Annotated in this window: 21 protein-coding genes and 1 tRNA gene; 20 read left to right on the top strand and 2 right to left on the bottom strand. The window is 42.7% G+C overall.

The genetic code is table 11. From position 1 onward, the window contains the following. Positions 1 to 34: 34 nt before the first annotated feature. The gene (hpt, locus tag A4A70_RS01765) at positions 35 to 565 is read left to right on the top strand and encodes a hypoxanthine phosphoribosyltransferase (protein WP_067567883.1); all 531 of its coding nucleotides are present in this window, start codon (positions 35 to 37) and stop codon (positions 563 to 565) included. An 81-nt stretch (positions 566 to 646) separates the two neighbouring features. Continuing rightward, positions 647 to 1,222: a metal-dependent hydrolase gene (locus tag A4A70_RS01760; RefSeq protein ID WP_067567882.1), complete on the top strand. Its 576-nt coding sequence runs from the start codon at positions 647 to 649 to the stop codon at positions 1,220 to 1,222. A gap of 29 nt (positions 1,223 to 1,251) precedes the next feature. Here A4A70_RS01760 and A4A70_RS01755 read toward each other — a convergent pair. Next, positions 1,252 to 1,339: transfer RNA gene (locus A4A70_RS01755), tRNA-Ser, on the bottom strand. Positions 1,340 to 1,666: 327 nt separating this feature from the next. Between A4A70_RS01755 and A4A70_RS01750 the strand changes: the two genes are divergently transcribed. The 5 genes from A4A70_RS01750 to fabA all read left to right on the top strand — a co-directional run bounded on the left by A4A70_RS01750 (position 1,667) and on the right by fabA (position 5,824). Further along, positions 1,667 to 2,329: a Bax inhibitor-1 family protein gene (locus A4A70_RS01750; RefSeq protein WP_067567881.1), complete on the top strand. Its 663-nt coding sequence runs from the start codon at positions 1,667 to 1,669 to the stop codon at positions 2,327 to 2,329. Between the two features lie 98 nt (positions 2,330 to 2,427). Further along, positions 2,428 to 2,754, top strand: coding sequence for a TusE/DsrC/DsvC family sulfur relay protein (locus tag A4A70_RS01745; protein ID WP_067567879.1), 327 nt, complete (start codon positions 2,428 to 2,430; stop codon positions 2,752 to 2,754). A 210-nt stretch (positions 2,755 to 2,964) separates the two neighbouring features. Further along, positions 2,965 to 3,282, top strand: coding sequence for a heat shock protein HspQ (gene hspQ, locus A4A70_RS01740; protein WP_067567877.1), 318 nt, complete (start codon positions 2,965 to 2,967; stop codon positions 3,280 to 3,282). Positions 3,283 to 3,490: 208 nt separating this feature from the next. Then, positions 3,491 to 5,236 carry an AAA family ATPase gene (locus tag A4A70_RS01735; protein WP_082798875.1) on the top strand — a complete coding sequence of 582 codons (1,746 nt, stop codon included), beginning with the start codon at positions 3,491 to 3,493 and terminating at the stop codon, positions 5,234 to 5,236. A 69-nt stretch (positions 5,237 to 5,305) separates the two neighbouring features. Beyond that, complete coding sequence (gene fabA, locus A4A70_RS01730; protein ID WP_067567874.1) at positions 5,306 to 5,824, top strand: bifunctional 3-hydroxydecanoyl-ACP dehydratase/trans-2-decenoyl-ACP isomerase; 519 nt, start codon at positions 5,306 to 5,308, stop codon at positions 5,822 to 5,824. Positions 5,825 to 5,977: 153 nt separating this feature from the next. Here fabA and map read toward each other — a convergent pair whose 3' ends face one another. Beyond that, positions 5,978 to 6,760: a type I methionyl aminopeptidase gene (gene map / locus A4A70_RS01725; RefSeq protein ID WP_408605390.1), complete on the bottom strand. Its 783-nt coding sequence runs from the start codon at positions 6,758 to 6,760 to the stop codon at positions 5,978 to 5,980. Positions 6,761 to 7,101: 341 nt separating this feature from the next. On the opposite strand from map, the gene rpsB reads away from it, so the two are divergent. The 13 genes from rpsB (at position 7,102) to lpxB (ending at position 20,379) form a co-directional block, all read left to right on the top strand. Beyond that, on the top strand, positions 7,102 to 7,827 hold the full coding sequence (gene rpsB / locus A4A70_RS01720) for a 30S ribosomal protein S2 (protein ID WP_067567872.1): 726 nt from the start codon (positions 7,102 to 7,104) through the stop codon (positions 7,825 to 7,827). Positions 7,828 to 7,939: 112 nt separating this feature from the next. Beyond that, the gene (gene tsf, locus A4A70_RS01715; protein WP_067567871.1) at positions 7,940 to 8,770 is read left to right on the top strand and encodes a translation elongation factor Ts; all 831 of its coding nucleotides are present in this window, start codon (positions 7,940 to 7,942) and stop codon (positions 8,768 to 8,770) included. Positions 8,771 to 8,901: 131 nt separating this feature from the next. Beyond that, complete coding sequence (gene pyrH, locus A4A70_RS01710; protein WP_067568306.1) at positions 8,902 to 9,627, top strand: UMP kinase; 726 nt, start codon at positions 8,902 to 8,904, stop codon at positions 9,625 to 9,627. A gap of 61 nt (positions 9,628 to 9,688) precedes the next feature. Continuing rightward, positions 9,689 to 10,246: a ribosome recycling factor gene (gene frr / locus A4A70_RS01705; protein ID WP_067567870.1), complete on the top strand. Its 558-nt coding sequence runs from the start codon at positions 9,689 to 9,691 to the stop codon at positions 10,244 to 10,246. A gap of 449 nt (positions 10,247 to 10,695) precedes the next feature. Then, positions 10,696 to 11,457: a (2E,6E)-farnesyl-diphosphate-specific ditrans,polycis-undecaprenyl-diphosphate synthase gene (gene ispU / locus A4A70_RS01700; protein WP_067568303.1), complete on the top strand. Its 762-nt coding sequence runs from the start codon at positions 10,696 to 10,698 to the stop codon at positions 11,455 to 11,457. Positions 11,458 to 11,465: 8 nt separating this feature from the next. Then, positions 11,466 to 12,338 (top strand): phosphatidate cytidylyltransferase, encoded by an 873-nt coding sequence (cdsA, locus tag A4A70_RS01695; RefSeq protein WP_067567869.1) that lies wholly within the window; start codon positions 11,466 to 11,468, stop codon positions 12,336 to 12,338. 22 nt (positions 12,339 to 12,360) lie between these two features. Then, complete coding sequence (gene rseP / locus A4A70_RS01690) at positions 12,361 to 13,719, top strand: sigma E protease regulator RseP (RefSeq protein WP_067567867.1); 1,359 nt, start codon at positions 12,361 to 12,363, stop codon at positions 13,717 to 13,719. 20 nt (positions 13,720 to 13,739) lie between these two features. Further along, the gene (gene bamA / locus A4A70_RS01685; RefSeq protein WP_067567865.1) at positions 13,740 to 16,169 is read left to right on the top strand and encodes an outer membrane protein assembly factor BamA; all 2,430 of its coding nucleotides are present in this window, start codon (positions 13,740 to 13,742) and stop codon (positions 16,167 to 16,169) included. A 119-nt stretch (positions 16,170 to 16,288) separates the two neighbouring features. Beyond that, on the top strand, positions 16,289 to 16,798 hold the full coding sequence (gene skp, locus A4A70_RS01680) for a molecular chaperone Skp (RefSeq protein WP_067567863.1): 510 nt from the start codon (positions 16,289 to 16,291) through the stop codon (positions 16,796 to 16,798). A gap of 3 nt (positions 16,799 to 16,801) precedes the next feature. Then, positions 16,802 to 17,848 carry a UDP-3-O-(3-hydroxymyristoyl)glucosamine N-acyltransferase gene (lpxD, locus tag A4A70_RS01675; RefSeq protein ID WP_067567861.1) on the top strand — a complete coding sequence of 349 codons (1,047 nt, stop codon included), beginning with the start codon at positions 16,802 to 16,804 and terminating at the stop codon, positions 17,846 to 17,848. Positions 17,849 to 17,976: 128 nt separating this feature from the next. Continuing rightward, a complete protein-coding gene (fabZ, locus tag A4A70_RS01670; protein WP_067567859.1) occupies positions 17,977 to 18,432 on the top strand; it encodes a 3-hydroxyacyl-ACP dehydratase FabZ in 456 nt (151 codons plus the stop codon). Between the two features lie 4 nt (positions 18,433 to 18,436). Next, a complete protein-coding gene (gene lpxA, locus A4A70_RS01665; RefSeq protein ID WP_067567857.1) occupies positions 18,437 to 19,225 on the top strand; it encodes an acyl-ACP--UDP-N-acetylglucosamine O-acyltransferase in 789 nt (262 codons plus the stop codon). Positions 19,226 to 19,227: 2 nt separating this feature from the next. Further along, positions 19,228 to 20,379 (top strand): lipid-A-disaccharide synthase, encoded by a 1,152-nt coding sequence (lpxB, locus tag A4A70_RS01660; RefSeq protein WP_067568302.1) that lies wholly within the window; start codon positions 19,228 to 19,230, stop codon positions 20,377 to 20,379. Positions 20,380 to 20,399 lie beyond the last annotated feature (20 nt).

The following is a 20,399-nucleotide window of genomic DNA, read 5'->3' as shown; positions in this document are numbered from 1 at the left end:
TTTACCATCTATCTAACAAAATGATAGATTCGCAATGAAATATACTGTAGAAGTGTTGATTTCTAAACAGGATATTGCTCAGCGCATTGCTGAGCTAGGGCTGTCCATAAGTGATCATTATCGTTACAGCAGTAACGTTGTACTGATTGCTCTGCTGCGTGGTTCGTTTATATTTATAGCAGATTTATGCAGAGCTTTGAGTGTGTCACATGAAATAGATTTCATAACCACCTCAAGCTATGGAATGGGTATAAATTCATGCTATGACGTTACAATTATCAAAGATATTGATGATGATATTAGTGGCAAAGATGTCCTCATAGTTGAGGATATTATAGATTCTGGCAAGACGCTTAGCCGGGTATGCGAGATTCTGGCGTTACGCCATCCTCAATCTATCTCTATTTGTACGTTATTGGATAAACCAAACCGTCGTGAGGTTAAAGTAGTGGTGGAATGGGTTGGATTTACTATCCCAGATGAGTTTGTTGTAGGCTACGGTATCGATTATTCTCAAAGGTACCGCCATCTACCCTATGTTGGTAGGTTGGTAGCAGTAGCCTAGTAGGGTTAATCATTTTAGGCTATCTCGGATTAATTTATCGATGACAAATCACAAAAATTCATTTCTTACTTCGTTCTTTCTATGAACGCCGAAGGGCATTTTATTTTTGCTTTAGCTAGTGCCATCTTAGTAAAAAAAATATCTTGCTTCCCCCCTTTATCACAGGGGGACTGGTGGCATATTATCTCTGGTGCAGTGTTGACCTGTCTACTACCAGATCTTGATCATCCAAAATCGTTATTAGGCCAACGTTTATTCTGGCTTTCCGTTCCTATTGCCTATATATTTGGTCATCGTGGTTTTACCCATAGTTTTATGGCTATTATAGCCGGTATTTTATTTTTTACTTTATGTTTACCGCAAGAATTTATCCCCCTTGATGTATATTATGCTATGATAATAGGCTATTCAAGCCACATCATGGCTGATATTCTAACTCCCGCTGGAGTACCTTTACTGTGGCCATACCGTTGTCGATTTCGTCTTCTGCTTTTTTCATCAGCTACAAGTAAACAGCTAAAGCGACTATGCACTGCTACGCTGTTATTTGCTCTGTTGTATCCAGACAATATCTGCATATTTCAGTATTTGGTAGTGATAGATACAATTAAGTTATTATGGCAACGGGTGTATGCTAATTTTTATATTAGTTGTTAACTTCAATCATCAATAATCATCAATTTCAATGGCGGAGGAGGTGAGATTTGAACTCACGAAAGGTTGCCCTTTTCCGGTTTTCAAGACCGGTGCCTTCAACCACTCGGCCACTCCTCCACAACGGTAAACTATAACTATAATATAATCATAATTTTTATATTGTAAAGGTTATTTATTAAATTAATAGTATTATACTATTAATTGTAATTATAATATATTAACTATATTTGTTTATTTATTATCTCTACTCTTTAGTTATTTTTATGATTTTTTTATTTTTTTACTTTAAACTAAAAGTTTTGATGCGTAAAGATAGGTAAAATAAATAGAAATAAATAGCAGTTATCTACTATACTAAATAACTTAATACTTATTTAAGTAAATTATCAAAAACTTATTTTTTTGATTATATTTCATATTTCAAATGAATGAAAGAGGTACATTATGGATCGTTTGATTACGATATTCTCACGCAGACCATCGTTATTAAGTACACATAAAGTGCTGCGTAACACCTATTTTTTACTGTCTCTTACATTGGCATTTTCTACTTTTACTGCCACCACAAGCACCGTGCTACATTTACCGGCACCTGGGTTAATTCTAACCATGGTTGGTTTTTATTTTCTGTTGTTCCTGACGCATCGGCTATCAAATCAGCCAGCAGGTATTCTAGCCACCTTTGCGTTAACTGGTTTTATGGGCTACACCTTAGGTCCGTTACTTAGTATGCTGCTATACTCCGGGTCAAAAGACGTAATTCTGCTGTCATTAGGAGGTACCGCTTTAGTCTTTTTTTGCTGTTCAGCTTATGTCCTAACTACAAAAAGGAACATGTCTTTCCTTTCTGGGATGTTAATTACAGGCTTTGTGGTATTAACTATCGCGATTATTGCTAATTTATTTTTACATATTGCAGCATTATCATTGACTATTAGTATAATGTCTATTTTATTTTCTGCTGGAACGTTTCTTTGGGAAACAAACAATATTATTCAAAATGGGGAAACAAACTATATCAGAGCTACAGTAAGTATCTATGTTTCATTGTACAATATATTTGTTAATTTATTAAATATATTTACTATTAATCGTAATCATAACTAAACTAATAGTTAAGTTAAATAACTAATTTTAGTTTATATTATATTAAAATTTTAATAATTTTTATTTTCTCTTTCTTTAAAAGAAAACTACATTAAATCATGCAATTTAATGGTATTGAAATACTTACCGATGCGCAAGGGTATTTAATTAATCACCAACACTGGTGTGATGAACTAGCGGTAGAAATTGCACGTCTTGAAAAGATTAAGCTAAGTGAAGCGCACTGGGAGATTATTCGTTTTGTAAGAAACTTTTACTTACAATATAATACATCGCCAACAGTTAGAATGTTAATTCAAGCAATGTCTAAGTCATTCGGTGAGACTAAAGTAAATAGTCGTTATTTATTCCGTTTATTCCCTCAAGGTCCTGCTAAACAGGCTACAAAAATAGCTGGTTTACCAAAACCAGTTAAATGTTTATAGTTAAAGTTTACGTATTTTTGTCCTCTTATAGAAAATTATTAGAGGAGACTATTAGTCTTTCTATCTATTATTTTTTTAAGTGCTTACTTTATTATAAGCTACTACTTAGTAGTATAGCAAGAGAGTTAATTTATTCTAGTGTATACTTGACTTTTCTTAAATTTTCACCATTATTTGGTGGTGATGGCATGCTTTCACACTGGAGGTATTATGATTGCCAGCAAATTTGGGATAGGGCAACAAGTCAGGCATAAGCTGCTGGGGTATCTAGGGGTTATTATAGACGTAGATCCTGAATATTCTCTAGAAAAACCTTTGCTAGATGAAATTGCAGCGGATAATAGCTTACGCACAGCACCTTGGTATTATGTAGTGATGGAAGATGAGGAGGGAAAAGCAGTGCATACTTATTTGGCAGAAGCGCAATTGGGGGGAGAATCTTTTTCTTTTCATCCAGAGCAACCGACGCTAGACGAGTTAGCAGAGTCTATTCGTATTCAACTTCAAGCACCACGCTTAAGAAATTAAGTAAATAAACTTTTTTGTTATGTTATAGTAAACATAAAGCCTGAACTATCCTACTATGTAGTGCCTTAGAAGCTCTCTACCACTCTACCAAAAGACCTAATTAGTCTATAACAACGATTAATAATATATATTCTATAATTGGTTATATGGTACATATAACTCTATCTATTTTTTTTGTATAATTGTCTAATCAAAATTAATTATCAATTTGATCAATAAAAAATTGGAATGGAAATATTTACTGCCAGATCTAACAGATTTCTTGGCCGTTTTTGATAAACCATGCCTACCTCTACCAAAACCTTTAGCATCGCTTCAGCCCCGGTTAATGAACGGACTGACGCAATTTTGTCATTCACATTTTTCTAGCCGTTTTATGCTGCTGACAGCAAAGGAGGAAAATGACTATTTTAACCTCATTGCTCAAACAGTTAACCACATCCTTCCGACACCTAATAAACCTATTGGCAGTCGCTATATAGTAACCAGCATTGGCGTAAGCGAGCAGCCAGCAGTAACAACAGAAGATAACTTCGCTGCTCGTGACACATGCGCTTGGCAGTGCTGGGTGGAACATGAGCAGTTGTTCGGCGCATTGCGCTGCTACCGTGATTTTATAGATTTGCAGCCAGGTTTAGTGCATCGCGCCAACGGCGGTGTGCTCATTGTCGGCGCACGCGCCCTGATCTATCAACCTTTGCTATGGCTGCGGCTGAAACAAATGATCTTACAGCAACGTTTCGATTGGCTGCCGATAAATAAATGCTGCCCACTGCCGGTATCAGTTCCGTCGATGCCGTTAAATTTACGACTAATCATACTAGGAGAGCGTGAATCGATTGCTGATCTTAACTATTTGGAACCTAATCTTAATAGTATAGCTTTCTATGGCGAATTTGAGTCTGAATTAAGCATAAATGGTGCTTCTGCAATAGCGCAATGGTGTGCCTGGGTTAACATGCTCGCTGCACACCATAGTCTGCCTGCGCTAGAAGCCGACGCCTGGCCTGTCCTAATAAAACAAGCGATTCGCTACAGTGGTGATCAGAAAAAATTACCTCTTTGCCCACAATGGTTGACCCGTCGACTGAAAGAAGCTGCACTGTATAGTAGTGCACAGTCGTTGCTAACCGCTCAGGCAGTCATCGACAGCGAACACACCCGCGTATGGCGAGAAAGTTACCTTAGCAAACGTATGCAAGATGATATTGTAGAAAGACAAATCATGGTAGAAACAGCAGGCCAGATAGTAGGTCAAGTAAATGCGATTTCGGTACTTGATTTTCCAGGACATCCTCTCTCATTTGGCGAGCCATCGCGTATAAGCTGCGTAGTACATATTGGAGACGGAGAAATCAACGACGTAGAGCGTAAAGCAGAACTAGGTGGTAACTTGCACGCTAAAGGTATGATGATCATGCAGGCGTTTTTAATGTCAGTGCTAAAGCTAGACCAACAGTTGCCTTTTAACGCCTCATTAGTATTTGAACAGTCCTATGGTGAAGTTGATGGTGACAGTGCTTCTTTGGCAGAATTGGTAGCATTGATTAGTGCCCTAGCAGATAAACCAGTAACTCAGCAAATTGCTGTCACAGGCTCAGTAGACCAATTCGGCCACGTGCAACCTATTGGCAGTATAAACGAAAAAATCGAAGGTTTTTATACACTATGTCAAGCGCGTGGCTTAACCGGAACTCAAGGCGTAATTTTTCCAATTGCTAACGTGCGCCATCTCTGTCTGCACGATGACGTCATTAAGGCGGTGCGAGAAGGGCAATTCTCTCTTTGGGCAGTACATACTATCAATGAAGCTTTAGAAATCTTAACCGCTATGCCGTTTGATAGTGATAAACTGCCAAGTATTGTCAAAAAAATACGGGAGCGCATCGCTAATATTAATTTACATGAACGGCGTAAACCCTGGGGGTTACGTTGGCTAAATTGGTTTAATTAGAATTAATTAAATTATTAGCTATCCATACAGAGCAGATAATATGCGTGACTTCTTAAGGTTTAGAGAGATATGGTAGATAAACGCGAATCATATACAAAAACAGACCTGCTGGCTTCTAGCCGGAGCGAACTCTTCGGTACAGAAGGCCCGCAGTTACCTGCGCCTCAGATGTTAATGATAGACAGAGTAATTAAGATGACGGTAAATGGTGGTAACTACAATAAAGGTTTCGTTGAAGCAGAATTAGATATTAAACCGAATATGTGGTTTTTTCACTGCCATTTTATCGGTGATCCGGTGATGCCAGGCTGCTTAGGTTTAGACGCTATGTGGCAATTAGTAGGCTTTTACTTAGGCTGGCTAGGAGGTAAAGGCAAAGGTAGAGCGCTTGGTGTGGGTGAAGTTAAATTCACCGGACAAGTGCTACCGAACGCAAAAAAAGTAATCTATCGCATTCATTTTCGCCGTGTCATTAACCGAAAATTATTAATGGGCATGGCCGATGGTGAAGTTTTATGCTATGATAAAACCATCTATACAGCAAGCAATTTAAAAGTTGGACTTTTTAAAGATACCGCTGCATTCTGATATACTCTACTTACTCGTTCATCGCTGTATCGTTTTTTACGATACTAATAAATTTTCCTGGCGCTAGTTAGTTTATATAAATCAATTAACTAATATATAATGTCATTATTTTTTTGACAGCAGACCTCGATAGTGGCGTAGGCTAGCACTCTATCAGGTCTGGTGGAAGGTTGGTAAGGTCTCATCGACTCGCAGTGTTATCACTTCACAGCCGTCTTCAGTTACGACGATTGTATGCTCGTACTGTGCTGACAGGCTGTGATCCTTGGTTTTTACCGTCCAGCCGTCTTTCATAGTGCGGATACGGTAATCCCCGGCGTTGACCATTGGTTCTAGAGTAAAAGCCATGCCTGGCTGTAAAATTACGCCTCTGTCATCGGCATCATAGTGCAAAACTTGCGGCTCTTCATGGAAGCCCTCGCCGATGCCATGGCCGCAGTATTCACGTACTACTGAAAAACTTTCCGCCTCGACGAACTGTTGAATGGCTTTGCCTAGTGTGCGTAGCCGAATGTTCGGCTGAACCATGCTGATAGCTAGATAAAGGCTAGCCTGGGTTACCTGACATAAACGTTTGCCAAGTATAGTAGGTTTACCAACAATATACATTTTTGAGGTATCGCCATGGAAACTATTTTTTATTACCGTGACATCAATATTCAGGATATCTCCTTCTTTGAGGAGTTTTTCATCGCTTGGTATGCCGTGGCATACTACATCATTCACCGAAATACATACCGATTTCGGAAATCCGTGGTAACCAAGAGAAGCGGAAACAGCATGCTGCGTTTCTGTAATGTGATTATGGCAAAGACGGTCTAACTCGCCAGTGCTTATGCCGGGTATGATATAAGGTTCAATCATTTCCAGAACCTCAGCTGCCAGCCGGCCGGCAACACGCATCTTAGCAAGATCATCAGATGTTTTGATAAACATGGTTATTATAGATCCAAACTAGGCTCGAAATTAATCAAAAAATAGCTAATTATATTAAATAATATCAGTATTACATGATGTCAGTACTGCCGAATACTACCAAATTATCATTTTTTGTTTCCTGCTTAGATAAAATATTTTATGGAGTCCATGAGCGCTTTATGTTATAAAGCGCGCCAGTGATAATGATAGTTGTTATATAAGCTACTAATCGCCATAAGTAAACTGAATTATTTTATTACACATAAGTATCGACACATATGCCGGGGTGCTCGTGCTAAACAGTGTCTGCTTTATGGGATTCTTATAGGTATAACCCGTCTTTCATAAAAAGGTTTATTATGTCAACTGTTTCTATAAATGACATGCTCCAGGCCGGAGTCCATTTTGGACACCAAACCCGTTACTGGAATCCAAAGATGAAGCCGTTTATTTTCGGTACTCATAATAAGATTCATATTATAAATTTGGAACAAACTGTAACAATGTTCAATAAGGCGCTGGCCGAGCTTAAAAAAATTGCTGCGCATAAAGGTAAAATTTTGTTTGTCGGCACTAAGCGTGCCGCTAACGAAGCGGTCAAAGAAGCGGCTAAAAGCTGCGATCAGTTTTTCGTCAACAATCGCTGGTTAGGTGGTATGTTGACTAACTGGAAAACGGTTCGTCAATCAATCAAGCGTTTAAAAGATTTAGAAACTCAGTCTCAGGACGGAACGTTCGAGAAACTGACTAAAAAAGAAGCACTAATACGTTTTCGTGAACTAAAAAAGTTAGAAACTAGTCTGGGCGGTATTAAGGATATGGGTAGTCTACCAGACGCACTTTTTGTGATAGATGCAGAACATGAAAACATTGCTATTAAGGAAGCTAATAATCTGGGCATTCCAGTTTTCGCTATCGTTGATACCAACTCTGATCCAGACGGCGTCGACTATATCATTCCGGGTAACGACGATGCTATCCGCGCTATTAATTTGTACCTTAATGCCGTCGCAACCGCCGCTGTACCTGAATGTCATTTTCAAGATCTGGTAGCACCAGCTGAAAAATTTTTTTTTGAAAGCTAAATTAGACAATATTTTTCATTGGTTGAAGTTTATTGACTATAGAGCGCCTCTTATCTTGTTATTAGGCTCTCTTTGCAACCTTTCTATAACATAGAATAATGAGGCAAAGATAATGACTGCTATTACAGCTGCTCTAGTTAAAGAGCTGCGCGAACGTACTGGCGCAGGTATGATGGAATGCAAGAAAGCCTTAGCTGAAGAACATGGTGATATTGAGTTAGCTATCGATAATATGCGTAAGTCAGGCCATGCAAAAGCTGCCAAAAAATCCGTCTGCTTGGCTACTGAAGGTATCATTCAGACCAAAATAACGCAGGAGGGCAAATACGGCGTCATCATAGAGCTAAACTGTGAAACCGATTTTGTTACTAAAGATAGCAATTTCCAAAAATTCGGTAATGAAGTAATTACTGCTGCACTGAACGAACGTATTATGGATATCGAGTTGCTAAAGGAAAAATTTGAAGAGCAGCGTATCTTACTGGTAACTAAAATTGGTGAAAATATTAATATCCGTCGCCTAGGTATTATAAAAGGTAATCTATTGGGTTCCTACCTACATGGCACGCGCATTGGCGTTATGTTATCCGCCGAAGGCGCAGATCAAGTATTACTAAAACATATCGCAATGCATATTGCAGCCAGTAAACCAGAATATGTGAATGCAGATGATATTCCGGCTGAAGTTATTGAGCGCGAGCATCAAATACAGTTAGACATCGCAATGCAGTCTGGCAAACCGCGTGCCATTGCAGAGAAAATGGTTGAAGGCCGTATGCTTAAGTTCACTAATGAGATTACTTTGACTGGCCAGCAATTCGTAATAGACCCAAGCAAAAATGTCTCTCAGCTTCTGAGAGAACACAATACAAAAATTAACAGTTTTATACGTTTCGAAGTTGGTGAGGGCATTAAAAATGCAGAAGTTAATTTTCTGCCCTAAATGGACATGAGCCAGTAGTTTTAGTGAAGTTGCTTGGAACAAGCTGTAAACTAGGTTGTTGCTCTTTAAAAGCGTCAAGTCAATTCCATACCGTGCGTGATATCGCACTCAAGGAACAGATTATTATTCAGATGGCAACTAACGTAAAACCCATATATCAGCGGATTCTGCTCAAATTGAGCGGTGACGCTCTGCAAGGTAAAGAAGGTTTCGGTATCGACGCCAGCGTGTTGGATCGCATGGCCCAGGAAATAAAAGAGTTAGTAGAACTTGGCATTCAGGTAAGTCTAGTGATAGGCGGCGGCAATTTATTTCGCGGCGCCGGTCTGGCTGAGGCCGGCATGAACCGTGTGGTTGGTGATCATATGGGAATGTTGGCTACTGTCATGAACGGTCTAGCGATGCGTGACGCTTTACACCGTGCCTACGTTAATGCCCATCTGATGTCAGCGATTCCTTTAAACGGTGTTTGCGATAATTACAGCTGGGCTGAAGCTATCAGTTTGCTGCGTAATAACCGTGTGGTAATTTTCGCTGCCGGAACCGGCAACCCATTTTTTACCACTGATTCCGCTGCTTGCTTACGCGGTATAGAAATTGAAGCAGAGGCTGTCCTTAAAGCTACTAAAGTAGATGGTGTTTTTTCTGCTGATCCAGTAGATCATCCGGATGCCACACTTTATGATCAATTAAGCTATCAGGATGTGCTAGAACAAGAGTTAAAAATAATGGATCTAGCTGCTTTTACCTTAGCACGTGATTACAATTTGCCGATACGCGTATTTAATATGAACAAGCCTGGCGTGCTACGGCGAATAGTAATGGGTTATAAAGAAGGTACTTTAATTATTAAATAATAATGCCTTGGGCCTGGTCATGGCCAGCAAGGATAACTAAGTCTTAAGAAGGGTTCGTAACGTGATTAATGAAATCCGCAAAGACACCGAAATACGCATGAAAAAATGCTTCGACGCGTTCAAAAACCATATCAATAAAGTTCGTACTGGCCGAGCTGCTCCGAGCTTACTTAACGGTATTCAAATAGAATATTACGGCACGCTCACACCGCTGCGCCAATTAGCGAACGTCGTCGCAGAAGATTCCCGTACTCTGGCTATCACCGTATTTGATCGCACGCTGGCACCAGCAGTAGAAAAGGCCATTATAGCCTCAGATTTGGGGCTTAATCCTTCTTCTGCAGGTACGATCATTCGAGTACCGCTACCGCCGTTAACAGAAGAACGGCGTCGCGATCTTATCAAGATCGTGCGCACGGAAGCTGAGCAGGGACGGGTTTCAATGCGCAACGCGCGTCGCGACGCTAATGATAAAGTTAAAGCCCTATTAAAAGAAAAAACCATCGGAGAAGACGAAGATCGTCGCTCTCAGGAGAATATTCAAAAATTAACCGATGCCTGGATTAAAAAAATTGATAGCGCATTGGTAGAAAAAGAAGCAGAATTAATGGAAATCTAACCTGCAGTCTTTATGTACCTCTACCTCTTCAGCGCAAAGAGGGATAAATTTTATTGGCGATATCTGGCTCTCTTGGTTGAGAGAATACTAAATTTTAGTAGACTCAACTAATAACATAATAATGTGTATTTAAATATTTTTAAACACACTGGTTATTATTAGTTATTTCACTCAGCACCCATCGCATACACCCTAGCTGAATGCTGAATATAGCGAGCATTTGCAAAGAAAAGATCATGACACTGGTTTTTTTGAACAAAGTAGTGCTTCATGCCGGACCCTACCACGATAGGGTATAATTTGTGAGATTACCGGTAAACTGAGACCGGATTTAGTTATCTTGCCGTCCGTGTATAGGCGCTCTTGCGCGTCCTGATTAGCTAAATGAAGCTTTTTGGGCAAGACAGTAGCATCTTAAGTAATTAAGATTAAGGAAATACGTCAACGTGATATCGTCAGAAAATCAGCACAAGCAAAAAGCGTTGCCATTACCCTCACCACGACATGTGGCTATTATTATGGATGGTAATGGTCGCTGGGCTAAAAATCGAGGAAAATTACGTATCTTCGGTCACCAAGCTGGCTTTAGATCAGTTCGTCGTGCGGTAAGTTTGGCTATTAGTTACCGCTTCGACGCGTTAACGCTTTATGCATTCAGCAGTGAAAATTGGAAACGACCTACACAAGAAGTTTCATCTCTGATGGAATTATTTATACAGGCGCTGGATAATGAAGTTAAAAGTCTAAACAAATACAATGTTCGACTGCGTATTATCGGTGATATCTCCCGCTTCGGAGAGCGACTGCAAGAATGTATTCGTCACTCCGAGGCACTGACTTACAATAATAACGGGTTGGCTCTCAATATTGCCGCAAATTATGGCGGGCGGTGGGATATTATTCAGGGTGTTCGTCATCTTGCTTCCCAGGTTCAAGATGGTATATTACTCCCCTACCAGATAACTGAAGACGCTTTATGCCGTGTGGTCTGCATGAACGAGCTATCTCCTGTTGATCTAGTTATACGCACTGGTGGAGAACACCGCCTCAGTAATTTTCTATTATGGCAAATTGCCTATGCGGAACTATTTTTTACCGACGTATTATGGCCAGATTTTGACGAGGCTGTTTTTGAAGGTGCACTTAATGCTTTTGCTCAAAGAGAAAGGCGTTTTGGTGGAACGAGAACTAACGATACTCACGCAGTATAGGGGGATTTTTGCTTAAGTCTCGCCTGGTTACTGCCTTTATTCTAATACCCATAGTCATCGCTGCATTATTCTTATTATCGCCAATAAAGTTAGTATTTGTGAGCTTGGCAGTCTGTATGCTAAGCGCCTGGGAATGGGGCCAATTGGCTGGCCTATCTTCGCGTAGTCAACGGATATGGCTACTAGCTATTAGTTTCTGCAGCTTGCTTTTGGCGCTGATGATTTTTAATTTACCAGATTACCTGCCGTTTATGCAAATTTTGCAGGCGCAATACGTCCTGTGGGCCGCTGCCATTATTTGGTGGCAGGTGGCGTTATTATTGGTACTCTATTATCCTAATTCTGCTACATTTTGGCGTAATTCAAAAACACTGCTGCTGGTTTTTGGCAGCCTAACCATTTTACCGTTTTTCTGGGGCATACTAGCGTTGCGTCAATACCATTATGGTATTAACCATTTTATCGGCGCTTGGTTGCTGCTGTATGTCATTGTGCTAGTCTGGGGTGCAGATTCTGGTGCATATATTTTAGGGCGTATGATTGGACGCCATAAGCTGGCACCAAAAATTTCTCCCGCCAAAACCTGGGAGGGGCTGGTGGGAGGATTGATAACTTCGTCGATAATTGCCTGGATATTCGTTAGATACACCCCCATTATTGATGCGGCTGCGCCGCTGGCGCTGCTGATATGCTCAATGGTTGCGTTCTTCGTATCAGTATTAGGCGATTTAACAGAGAGTATGTTCAAACGGGAGGCTGGTATTAAAGATAGTAGTCATTTAATCCCCGGCCATGGGGGTATTTTAGATCGTATAGACGGTTTGATGGCTGCGGTGCCGGTGTTCGCTGGTCTGATGCTACTGGTATTTAACGCTATCTAAGTCAGTCCTACTAGGAGCGTTTATGTTGCACTTTTTCTGGAATATTGCTGCTTTTACAATTGCAATAAGCATATTGATCACTGTGCATGAGTTCGGCCATTTTTTGGTAGCCCGCTGCTGCGGAGTAGCGGTGGAACGTTTTTCCATTGGCTTCGGTCGAACACTGTGGCGCCGGAGCGATAAGCACGGCACAGAATATATTATCGCTGCAATTCCTCTTGGGGGGTATGTCAAAATTCTTGATGAACGGGTAGATACCGTTGCACCAGCTCTTCATCATAAAGCCTTTAATTATCAATCCGTCTGGCAGCGTAGCGCGATTATCGCATCCGGTCCGATATTTAATTTCCTGTTCGCCCTTTTTACTTACTGGCTAGTATTTTTAATAGGGGTGCCTAGCTACCGGCCTATTATTGGTAATATAGCGCCTAATTCTATTGCTGCGCATGCTAAAATATCTCCTGGTATGGAACTGAAGTCGGTTGACGGTAATGAGACGCCTGATTGGGATTCAGTACGCTTAAAACTTATCGATAAGATCGGCTACGGAGAAATCAAGTTGGGCGTAACTTCTTTTAGTTCCGCCAATCTAGAGTGGAAGATATTGAACTTGCGCGGCTGGCAAGTTGAGCCAGACAAGCAAGATCCAATTATAGCGCTGGGCATCATTCCCTTAGGGCCACACGTAGAGCCGTTGCTGGTAGAAGTACAGCCTGGATCAGCAGCGATGAGAGCTGGTTTAAAAGCTGGCGATAGGATCATTAAAGTCGATGCTCATCCAGTTGAGGCATGGCAGTTCTTTGTGACTAAGGTGCGTGATAATCCAGGCCGGTCGTTGCAGGTGGTTATAGAACGTAATGGTAGCGCTCAGGAAATAACTTTGTTGCCAGATAGCAAGGTTATGGCGCAAGGAAAAGTTAAAGGCTTTGCGGGCGTGGTGCCGAAAATAATTCCAATGCCGGAGGCTTATAAAACTGTACAACAATATGAACTACTGCCAGCCTTAATTAAGGCTGGCGAGAAAACCTGGCAGCTAATGCGACTTACAGTCAGTATGTTAGTCAAGTTGGTCACTGGAGATGTAAAGCTAGATAATCTTAGCGGACCGATATCTATCGCCCAGGGGGCTGGTATGTCGGCAAAATACGGTTTAATTTATTACTTAATGTTTTTAGCCTTAATAAGTGTCAATTTAGGTATAATTAATTTATTTCCGTTACCTGTGTTAGATGGTGGACACTTGTTATTCCTAGCGATAGAAAAACTAAAAGGTGAGCCATTGTCAGAAAAAGTACAAGATTTTATTTACCGTATAAGCTCGATTTTGCTAGCATTGCTAATGGGTCTGGCTCTTTTCAATGATTTATCTAGGCTATTATAGATAGCTAGCCTGAGAATTGTGTGAGGAAAAAGTTGCTTATAGCTTTGCTGCTTTTTTTTAGCAGTATCACCATCTACGGTGCAGACAGGTTTGTAGTGAAGGATATTTCTTTTGAAGGACTTCAGCGAGTAACCGGCGGTGCGGCGTTACTCGGTATTCCGATCCGTGCTGGCGACATAGTCAACAATAATGATATCGGCAATACTATCCGATCTTTATTTGCTACCAGCAACTTTGAGGATATTCGTGTTCTACGCGATGTAGATTCTCTGGTCCTACAGGTCAAAGAGCGTCCTACGATAGCTAATATTACCTTTTCCGGCAACAAGGCAATCAAAGAAGACATGCTTAAGCAAAATCTAGATGCCCATAGCGTCCGGGTCGGCGAAGTTCTTGACCGAGCTACAATTTCTAATATCGTAAAAGCCCTAGAAGACTTCTACTACAGCGCAGGTAAGTACAGCGCGATGGTCAAGGCAGTGGTAACTTCGTTACCGCGTAACCGCGTAGATTTAAAACTGGTGTTCACCGAAGGGATATCGGCTAAAATTCAGCAAATCAACATTCTTGGTAACTACAAATTCACTACCGATGAATTAATCGCGCGCTTCCAGCTGCGCGATAAAGTGCCATGGTGGAACGTAATTGGCGATCGCAAATACCAACAACAAAAACTAGCTAGGGACCTGGAAACCTTGTGCAGTTTTTATTTAGATCGCGGCTATGCCCGTTTTAATATTGATTCCACTCAGGTTAGTCTGACACCTGATAAAAAAGGAATTTATATTACTATAAATATTAATGAAGGGGCGCAATACACGCTATCCGGTGTGGTGGTCAAGGGCAATATGGCCGGTTATTCCGCTGAGATTAAACAGATTGCCAAGGTGCAAACTGGTGAACTGTACAACGGTACCAAAGCCACAAAGATGGAAAATAATATTAAACAATTGATGGGTAGTTACGGTTATGCCTATCCCCGCGTGACAACGCAGTCGACCATCAACGATGAGAACAAAACGGTGACGCTACATATCAGTGTCGATGCAGGCAACCGTTTTTATGTCCGCCACGTACGCTTTCAAGGCAACGATATCACCAAAGATTCCGTACTGCGCCGGGAAATGCGACAGATGGAAGGCGCCTGGCTAGGCAGCAATCTGGTCGATCAGGGAAAAGAGCGTCTGAGTCGTCTGGGCTACTTTGAAACTGTTGATACTAACACTCAGCGCGTTCCCGGCTCAACTGATCAAGTAGATGTAGTCTACAAAGTTAAGGAGCGCAATACCGGCAACATCAACGTTGGCGTAGGCTTCGGAACCGAAGGCGGCGTCAGTTTCCAGTTTGGAATTCAACAGGAAAACTGGCTGGGCACTGGCAATTCTGTAAATTTGAGCGGTAACAAAAACGATTATCAAACCTATACTGAACTATCCATGATAGATCCATATTTTACAGTTAATGGTGTTAGTTTAGGTGGCAAGATTTTCTATAACGACTTTAGCGCCGACGATGCCGATCTATCGGACTATGATCTGCGTAGTTATGGCGTTGGCACCTCGCTAGGCTTCCCGATAAGAGAGAACCACTCGCTTAGTTTCGGTCTAGACTATGTGCATGACGATTTGACTAATATGGAACCGCAGGTCACCATGTGGCGTTATCTGAAAAGCATCGGAAGAAATCCTAAAATGGTCACCAAGGACAAGGCAGAAAAAAACAAGGATTTCAGCTCCGATGACTTTTTCTTTCTCTCTATGGGGTGGAATTACAACAATTTTGACCGCGGCTATTTTCCTACCTCCGGTACTCGCGCTAACCTAACTGGAAAGTTGACGTTGCCCGGTTCCGATAACGATTACTATAAAATTATCTTCGACGCCAGTCACTATATACCGCTAAGCAAAAGCGGCAATTGGGTACTGATGGGCCGAGCACGCGCCGGCTATGCTGATGGTCTGGGCAACAAGGACGTACCTTTTTATGATAATTTTTACGCCGGAGGATTCAATACTGTGCGCGGGTTCCGTTCCAATACCATCGGTCCAAAAGCTGCTTACTATAAGTGTAGCAGCAGTAATAACCGCTATAGCGATTGCTCGGTATACAAATCAAGCGATGCAGTGGGTGGTAACGCAATGGCAGTAGTTAGCACCGAGCTTATCGTGCCGACACCGTTATTGAGCGATAAGTATGCAAACTTAGTACGCACTTCGCTATTTATCGATAGCGGCACCGTGTGGGACACTAGCTGGCAAAACACGAGCGCTACCCGCTCTGCAGGTATTCCTGATTATAGCGAACCTGGCAATATTCGTGTTTCCAGCGGTATCGCTCTGCAGTGGATATCCCCTTTGGGCCCTTTAGTATTTTCATATGCGCAGCCTATCAAGAAATACGACGGCGATAAGTCAGAGCAGTTCCAGTTTAATATCGGAAAAACGTGGTAATCTTACGCTGATATGCAGGTAAATAGCAGGACGATATTGCAGCCTGTGATTAAGATATTAATTGATACATCAGTTTACTTTTATCAAGTCAAATACCAACCTTTATTAAGGAGTTGATAGTGAAAGTTAAAAAGTGGTTATATGCCGCTGGCATAGTAGGTTTCGCACTCGTAACTACCGCAGGTACTGCGCATGGTTCCGATAAAATTGCGGTAGTTAACGTCTCTAGCATCTTTCAGCAGTCTCCACAGCGTGCTGTGGTTGCGAAACAGCTTGAAAACGAATTTCAGGGCCGCGCTACTGAGCTTCAATCTATGGAGCGTGATCTGCAGACTAAAATACAGCGCCTGCAGCGTGAAGGATCTACAATGAAAGCCAGCGAGCGTAGCGCTTTAGAAAAAGCAGTAATGGCGCAGCGCAAAACTTTTTCCAATAAAGCGCAGGCTTTCGAGCAAGACAACCGCTGTCGTCAGACGGAAGAACGCAATAAAATTCTTAGTTATATTCAGGACGCGGTGAAAAAAATTGCCACCAAAGAAGGTTATGCCGTGGTGATCGACGCTAATGCCGTGGCGTATGCTAGTAATGCAAAAGACATCACCGCTGAAGTTATGAAACAGGTGAAATAAATCATGTCTTCAATTCGACTGGCTGATTTAGCACAGCAGTTGGATGCAAAATTGCACGGTGATAGCGAGCTCATCATCACCGGTATTGCCTCTATAAGCAGCGCACAAGCAGGCCATATTACGTTTTTTTCTGACAGCCGTTTTCGCGATAAACTCTCTTCATGTCAGGCGTCGGCAGTAGTTCTTACAGAAGAAAACCTGCCGTTTAGTACCTGCGCTGCACTGGTGGTTGATAATCCTTATTTGACTTATGCCCGGATGGCGCAATTGATGGACACTACACCGAAGCCAGCAGAAAATATTAGTGCGTGTGCAGTTCTCGCACCAGACGTGAGCCTTGGCCAGAGGGTGGCTATTGGAGCTAACGCCGTTATTGAATCCGGCGTAGTGTTAAAAGATGATGTTATAATAGGCCCCGGCTGCTTCATCGGTAAGAATACACACATTGGCGCTCGTACACGCTTATGGGCGAACGTTACCGTCTATCACGACATCAGTATCGGAGCGCAGTGTTTGATCCAATCCGGTGCGGTAATCGGCTCAGACGGCTTTGGATACGCCAACGATAGCGGTAACTGGATCAAAATCCCCCAGCTTGGTCGGGTCATCATCGGCGACCAGGTGGAAATCGGTGCTTGTACTACTATTGATCGCGGTGCGCTAGATGATACCCGCATCGGAAATGGCGTAATGATTGATAATCAGTGCCAGATTGCACATAACGTCGTAATTGGGGACAATACCGCTGTTGCAGGCGGCGTTATTATGGCTGGTAGCCTGACTATTGGCAGCTATTGCATGATTGGCGGAGCAAGCGTCATTAATGGCCATATTGCAATCTGTGATAAAGTTACGGTAACCGGTATGGGTATGGTCATGCGCCCGATAACCGAACCAGGCGTTTATTCTTCTGGTATTCCGCTGCAGCAGAATAAAGTGTGGCGTAAAACCGCTGCATTAGTGTTGAATATTAGCTATATGAACAAAAAAATCAAAGCTATAGAGCGCAAATTAGGGAAATTTAATCGCTTACTTCCTTTAAGAGGATAAGGCGTGCAGGGTAGATTAATTAGCATTGCCCTGCTAGCTATTTGATATTCGCGGCCTGCTTCTGTTGTCCCGCTGGGATTAAAGCAGGCCGCGTTGTTAATGCCACATGTTCAGACAGGAAGAGTATTTTGACTACTGACACTCATACTCTGCATATTGAAGAGATATTAGAACTTTTACCTCATCGCTTTCCATTTTTACTGGTGGACCGCGTACTAGATTTTGAGAAAGGACAGTTTCTGCGGGCTGTGAAGAATGTATCCTTTAATGAACCCTTGTTCCAGGGCCATTTCCCTGGAAAGCCAATTTTTCCTGGTGTGCTAATTTTGGAAGCTCTGGCTCAGGCAACCGGTATTCTAGCATTTAAGAGCGCGGGCAAGCTAGCTCCAGGAGAACTCTATTATTTCGCAGCTATTGATAAAGCCCGTTTTAAACGTCCAGTGCAACCTGGCGATCAGATGATTCTCGAAGTAGAATTTATTAAAGAACGTCGCGGCGTTGCCCGTTTTAAAGGTATTGCCAAAATAGATAGCGAAGTAGCTTGCGAAGCATCTATGATGTGTGCCCGTCGCCCGGAGGCCTGAGCACATGATTGATCAATTAGCCTTTATCCATCCTCACGCCATTGTGGAAAACGGGGCAATCATCCATGCTAGTGCGCATATCGGCCCTTTTTGCTTTATAGGGCCGCAGGTAGAGATTGGTGCGCGCACGGTGCTTAAATCCCATGTGGTAGTAAACGGTATCACAAGTATAGGTGAAGATAATAATATTTATCAGTTCGCCTCCATTGGAGAAGTAAATCAGGATTTAAAATATGCGGGCGAGCCGACGCGGGTGGAAATTGGACACCGTAACCTGATCAGAGAAAGCGTTACTATCCATCGGGGCACGTTACAAGGCGAAAAAGTGACCAAGGTAGGTAATGATAATTTGCTGATGGTTAATGCCCATATTGCTCATGACTGCACTATAGGTAATCACTGTATTTTGGCCAATAATGCCACTCTTGGCGGGCACGTCTCGATTGATGACTACGCTATTATCGGCGGTATGACTGCTGTGCATCAATTTTGTCATATTGGTTCCTACGTGATGGTTGGCGGCTGCTCAGGCATCGCTCAGGATGTGCCACCGTTTGTTATCGCCCAGGGTAACCACGCTACGCCGTTCGGCTTAAATATCGAAGGGCTCAAACGCCATGGTTTCGATCGTGCTGCGCTTCATGTTATCCGCGTCGCCTATAAAATTATTTACCGTAGCGGCAAAACCCTTGACGAAGCTAAAACGGAACTAGAGAGGTTGGCGCAAGCGCATCAGTTAGTAAATACCTTTTTGGATTTTCTATCCCGATCGCAGCGGGGTATTATTCGATGATTATGTCGGAGCGGCCGATTACAATCGGGCTGGTAGCCGGTGAAACTTCCGGCGATATTCTAGGTGCTGGACTGATACGCGCATTACGCGGTCACATACCTGAAGCTTGCTTTGTAGGTATTGCCGGTCCCCTCATGCAAGCTGAGGGCATGGAAGCTTGGTATGACATGGAGGAACTAGCGGTGATGGGGATCGTAGAGGTATTTGAGCGTCTGCCGCGGTTATTGCGCATTCGCCGTGACTTAACTCGGCGCTTCGCCTCCCTGCGTCCAGATGTTTTTGTTGGTATTGATGCGCCTGATTTTACGATTACGCTGGAGGAACGACTGAAGCGGCGTGGTATTCGCACCATCCATTATGTATGCCCTTCTATTTGGGCCTGGCGCCAAAAACGGGTGTTTAAAATAGGACGCGCTACGGATAACGTTCTAGCCTTTCTACCGTTCGAGAAAGATTTTTACGACCGCTTCAACGTTCCCTGCCAGTTCATCGGCCATACGCTGGCTGATGCTATGCCGCTGTACCCGGATAAAGACGCCGCGCGTCGCTGTTTGGGCATACCTACCGCCGCGCGATGTCTGGTGTTGCTGCCCGGTAGTCGCCAGAGCGAGGTGGGAATGCTGAGCACAGATTTTTTACTCGCCGCCTTGCAGCTGCGCAAACGTTTTCCAGGTCTAGAGATTCTCGTACCATTAGTTAATGCAGCTCGTCGCGCACAATTCGAGCATATTAAAGAGCAAGTAGCACCGGCGCTACCTGTACGGCTGCTGGATAATCAGCAGGCATGTCAGGCGATGATTGCTGCCGATGCTGCCCTATTGGCCTCTGGTACTGCGGCGCTGGAGTGTATGCTAGCAAAGTGTCCCATGGTAGTGGGTTATCGTATGAAACCATTGACTTTTGCTCTGGCGCGGCAGTTGGTGAAGACGTCTTGGGTATCGCTACCTAATTTGCTGGCCGGACGTGAACTAGTGATAGAGTTATTACAGAAAGCGTGCCGACCAGATGCCCTTGCTGCGGCTATCATGCCCCTACTAGACGATGATAAGAAACGCACAGCTCTGTTGGCTACGTTTCGCCATTTACATAAGCAGATCCGCTGTAATGCCGATGAACAAGCAGCGCGCGCAGTACTAGCATTGATTAATCTTTAATTAATTCAGGTAGCAATACG

This window comes from Candidatus Hoaglandella endobia (assembly GCF_900044015.1).
Lineage (GTDB): Bacteria > Pseudomonadota > Gammaproteobacteria > Enterobacterales > Enterobacteriaceae > Hoaglandella > Hoaglandella endobia.
Note: the sequence above shows the minus strand (reverse complement) of the source record. Positions and strands in the feature narration are given on the sequence as shown.

Bases quoted from the DNA above. Each gene is read 5' to 3' on its own strand.
- hpt (WP_067567883.1), top strand. From the start codon at position 35: ATGAAATATACTGTAGAAGTGTTGATTTCTAAACAGGATATTGCTCAG.
- A4A70_RS01760 (WP_067567882.1), top strand. From the start codon at position 647: ATGAACGCCGAAGGGCATTTTATTTTTGCTTTAGCTAGTGCCATCTTA.
- A4A70_RS01750 (WP_067567881.1), top strand. From the start codon at position 1,667: ATGGATCGTTTGATTACGATATTCTCACGCAGACCATCGTTATTAAGT.
- A4A70_RS01745 (WP_067567879.1), top strand. From the start codon at position 2,428: ATGCAATTTAATGGTATTGAAATACTTACCGATGCGCAAGGGTATTTA.
- hspQ (WP_067567877.1), top strand. From the start codon at position 2,965: ATGATTGCCAGCAAATTTGGGATAGGGCAACAAGTCAGGCATAAGCTG.
- fabA (WP_067567874.1), top strand. From the start codon at position 5,306: ATGGTAGATAAACGCGAATCATATACAAAAACAGACCTGCTGGCTTCT.
- map (WP_408605390.1), bottom strand. From the start codon at position 6,760: ATGTTTATCAAAACATCTGATGATCTTGCTAAGATGCGTGTTGCCGGC.
- rpsB (WP_067567872.1), top strand. From the start codon at position 7,102: ATGTCAACTGTTTCTATAAATGACATGCTCCAGGCCGGAGTCCATTTT.
- tsf (WP_067567871.1), top strand. From the start codon at position 7,940: ATGACTGCTATTACAGCTGCTCTAGTTAAAGAGCTGCGCGAACGTACT.
- pyrH (WP_067568306.1), top strand. From the start codon at position 8,902: ATGGCAACTAACGTAAAACCCATATATCAGCGGATTCTGCTCAAATTG.
- rseP (WP_067567867.1), top strand. From the start codon at position 12,361: ATGTTGCACTTTTTCTGGAATATTGCTGCTTTTACAATTGCAATAAGC.
- lpxD (WP_067567861.1), top strand. From the start codon at position 16,802: ATGTCTTCAATTCGACTGGCTGATTTAGCACAGCAGTTGGATGCAAAA.
- lpxA (WP_067567857.1), top strand. From the start codon at position 18,437: ATGATTGATCAATTAGCCTTTATCCATCCTCACGCCATTGTGGAAAAC.
- lpxB (WP_067568302.1), top strand. From the start codon at position 19,228: ATGTCGGAGCGGCCGATTACAATCGGGCTGGTAGCCGGTGAAACTTCC.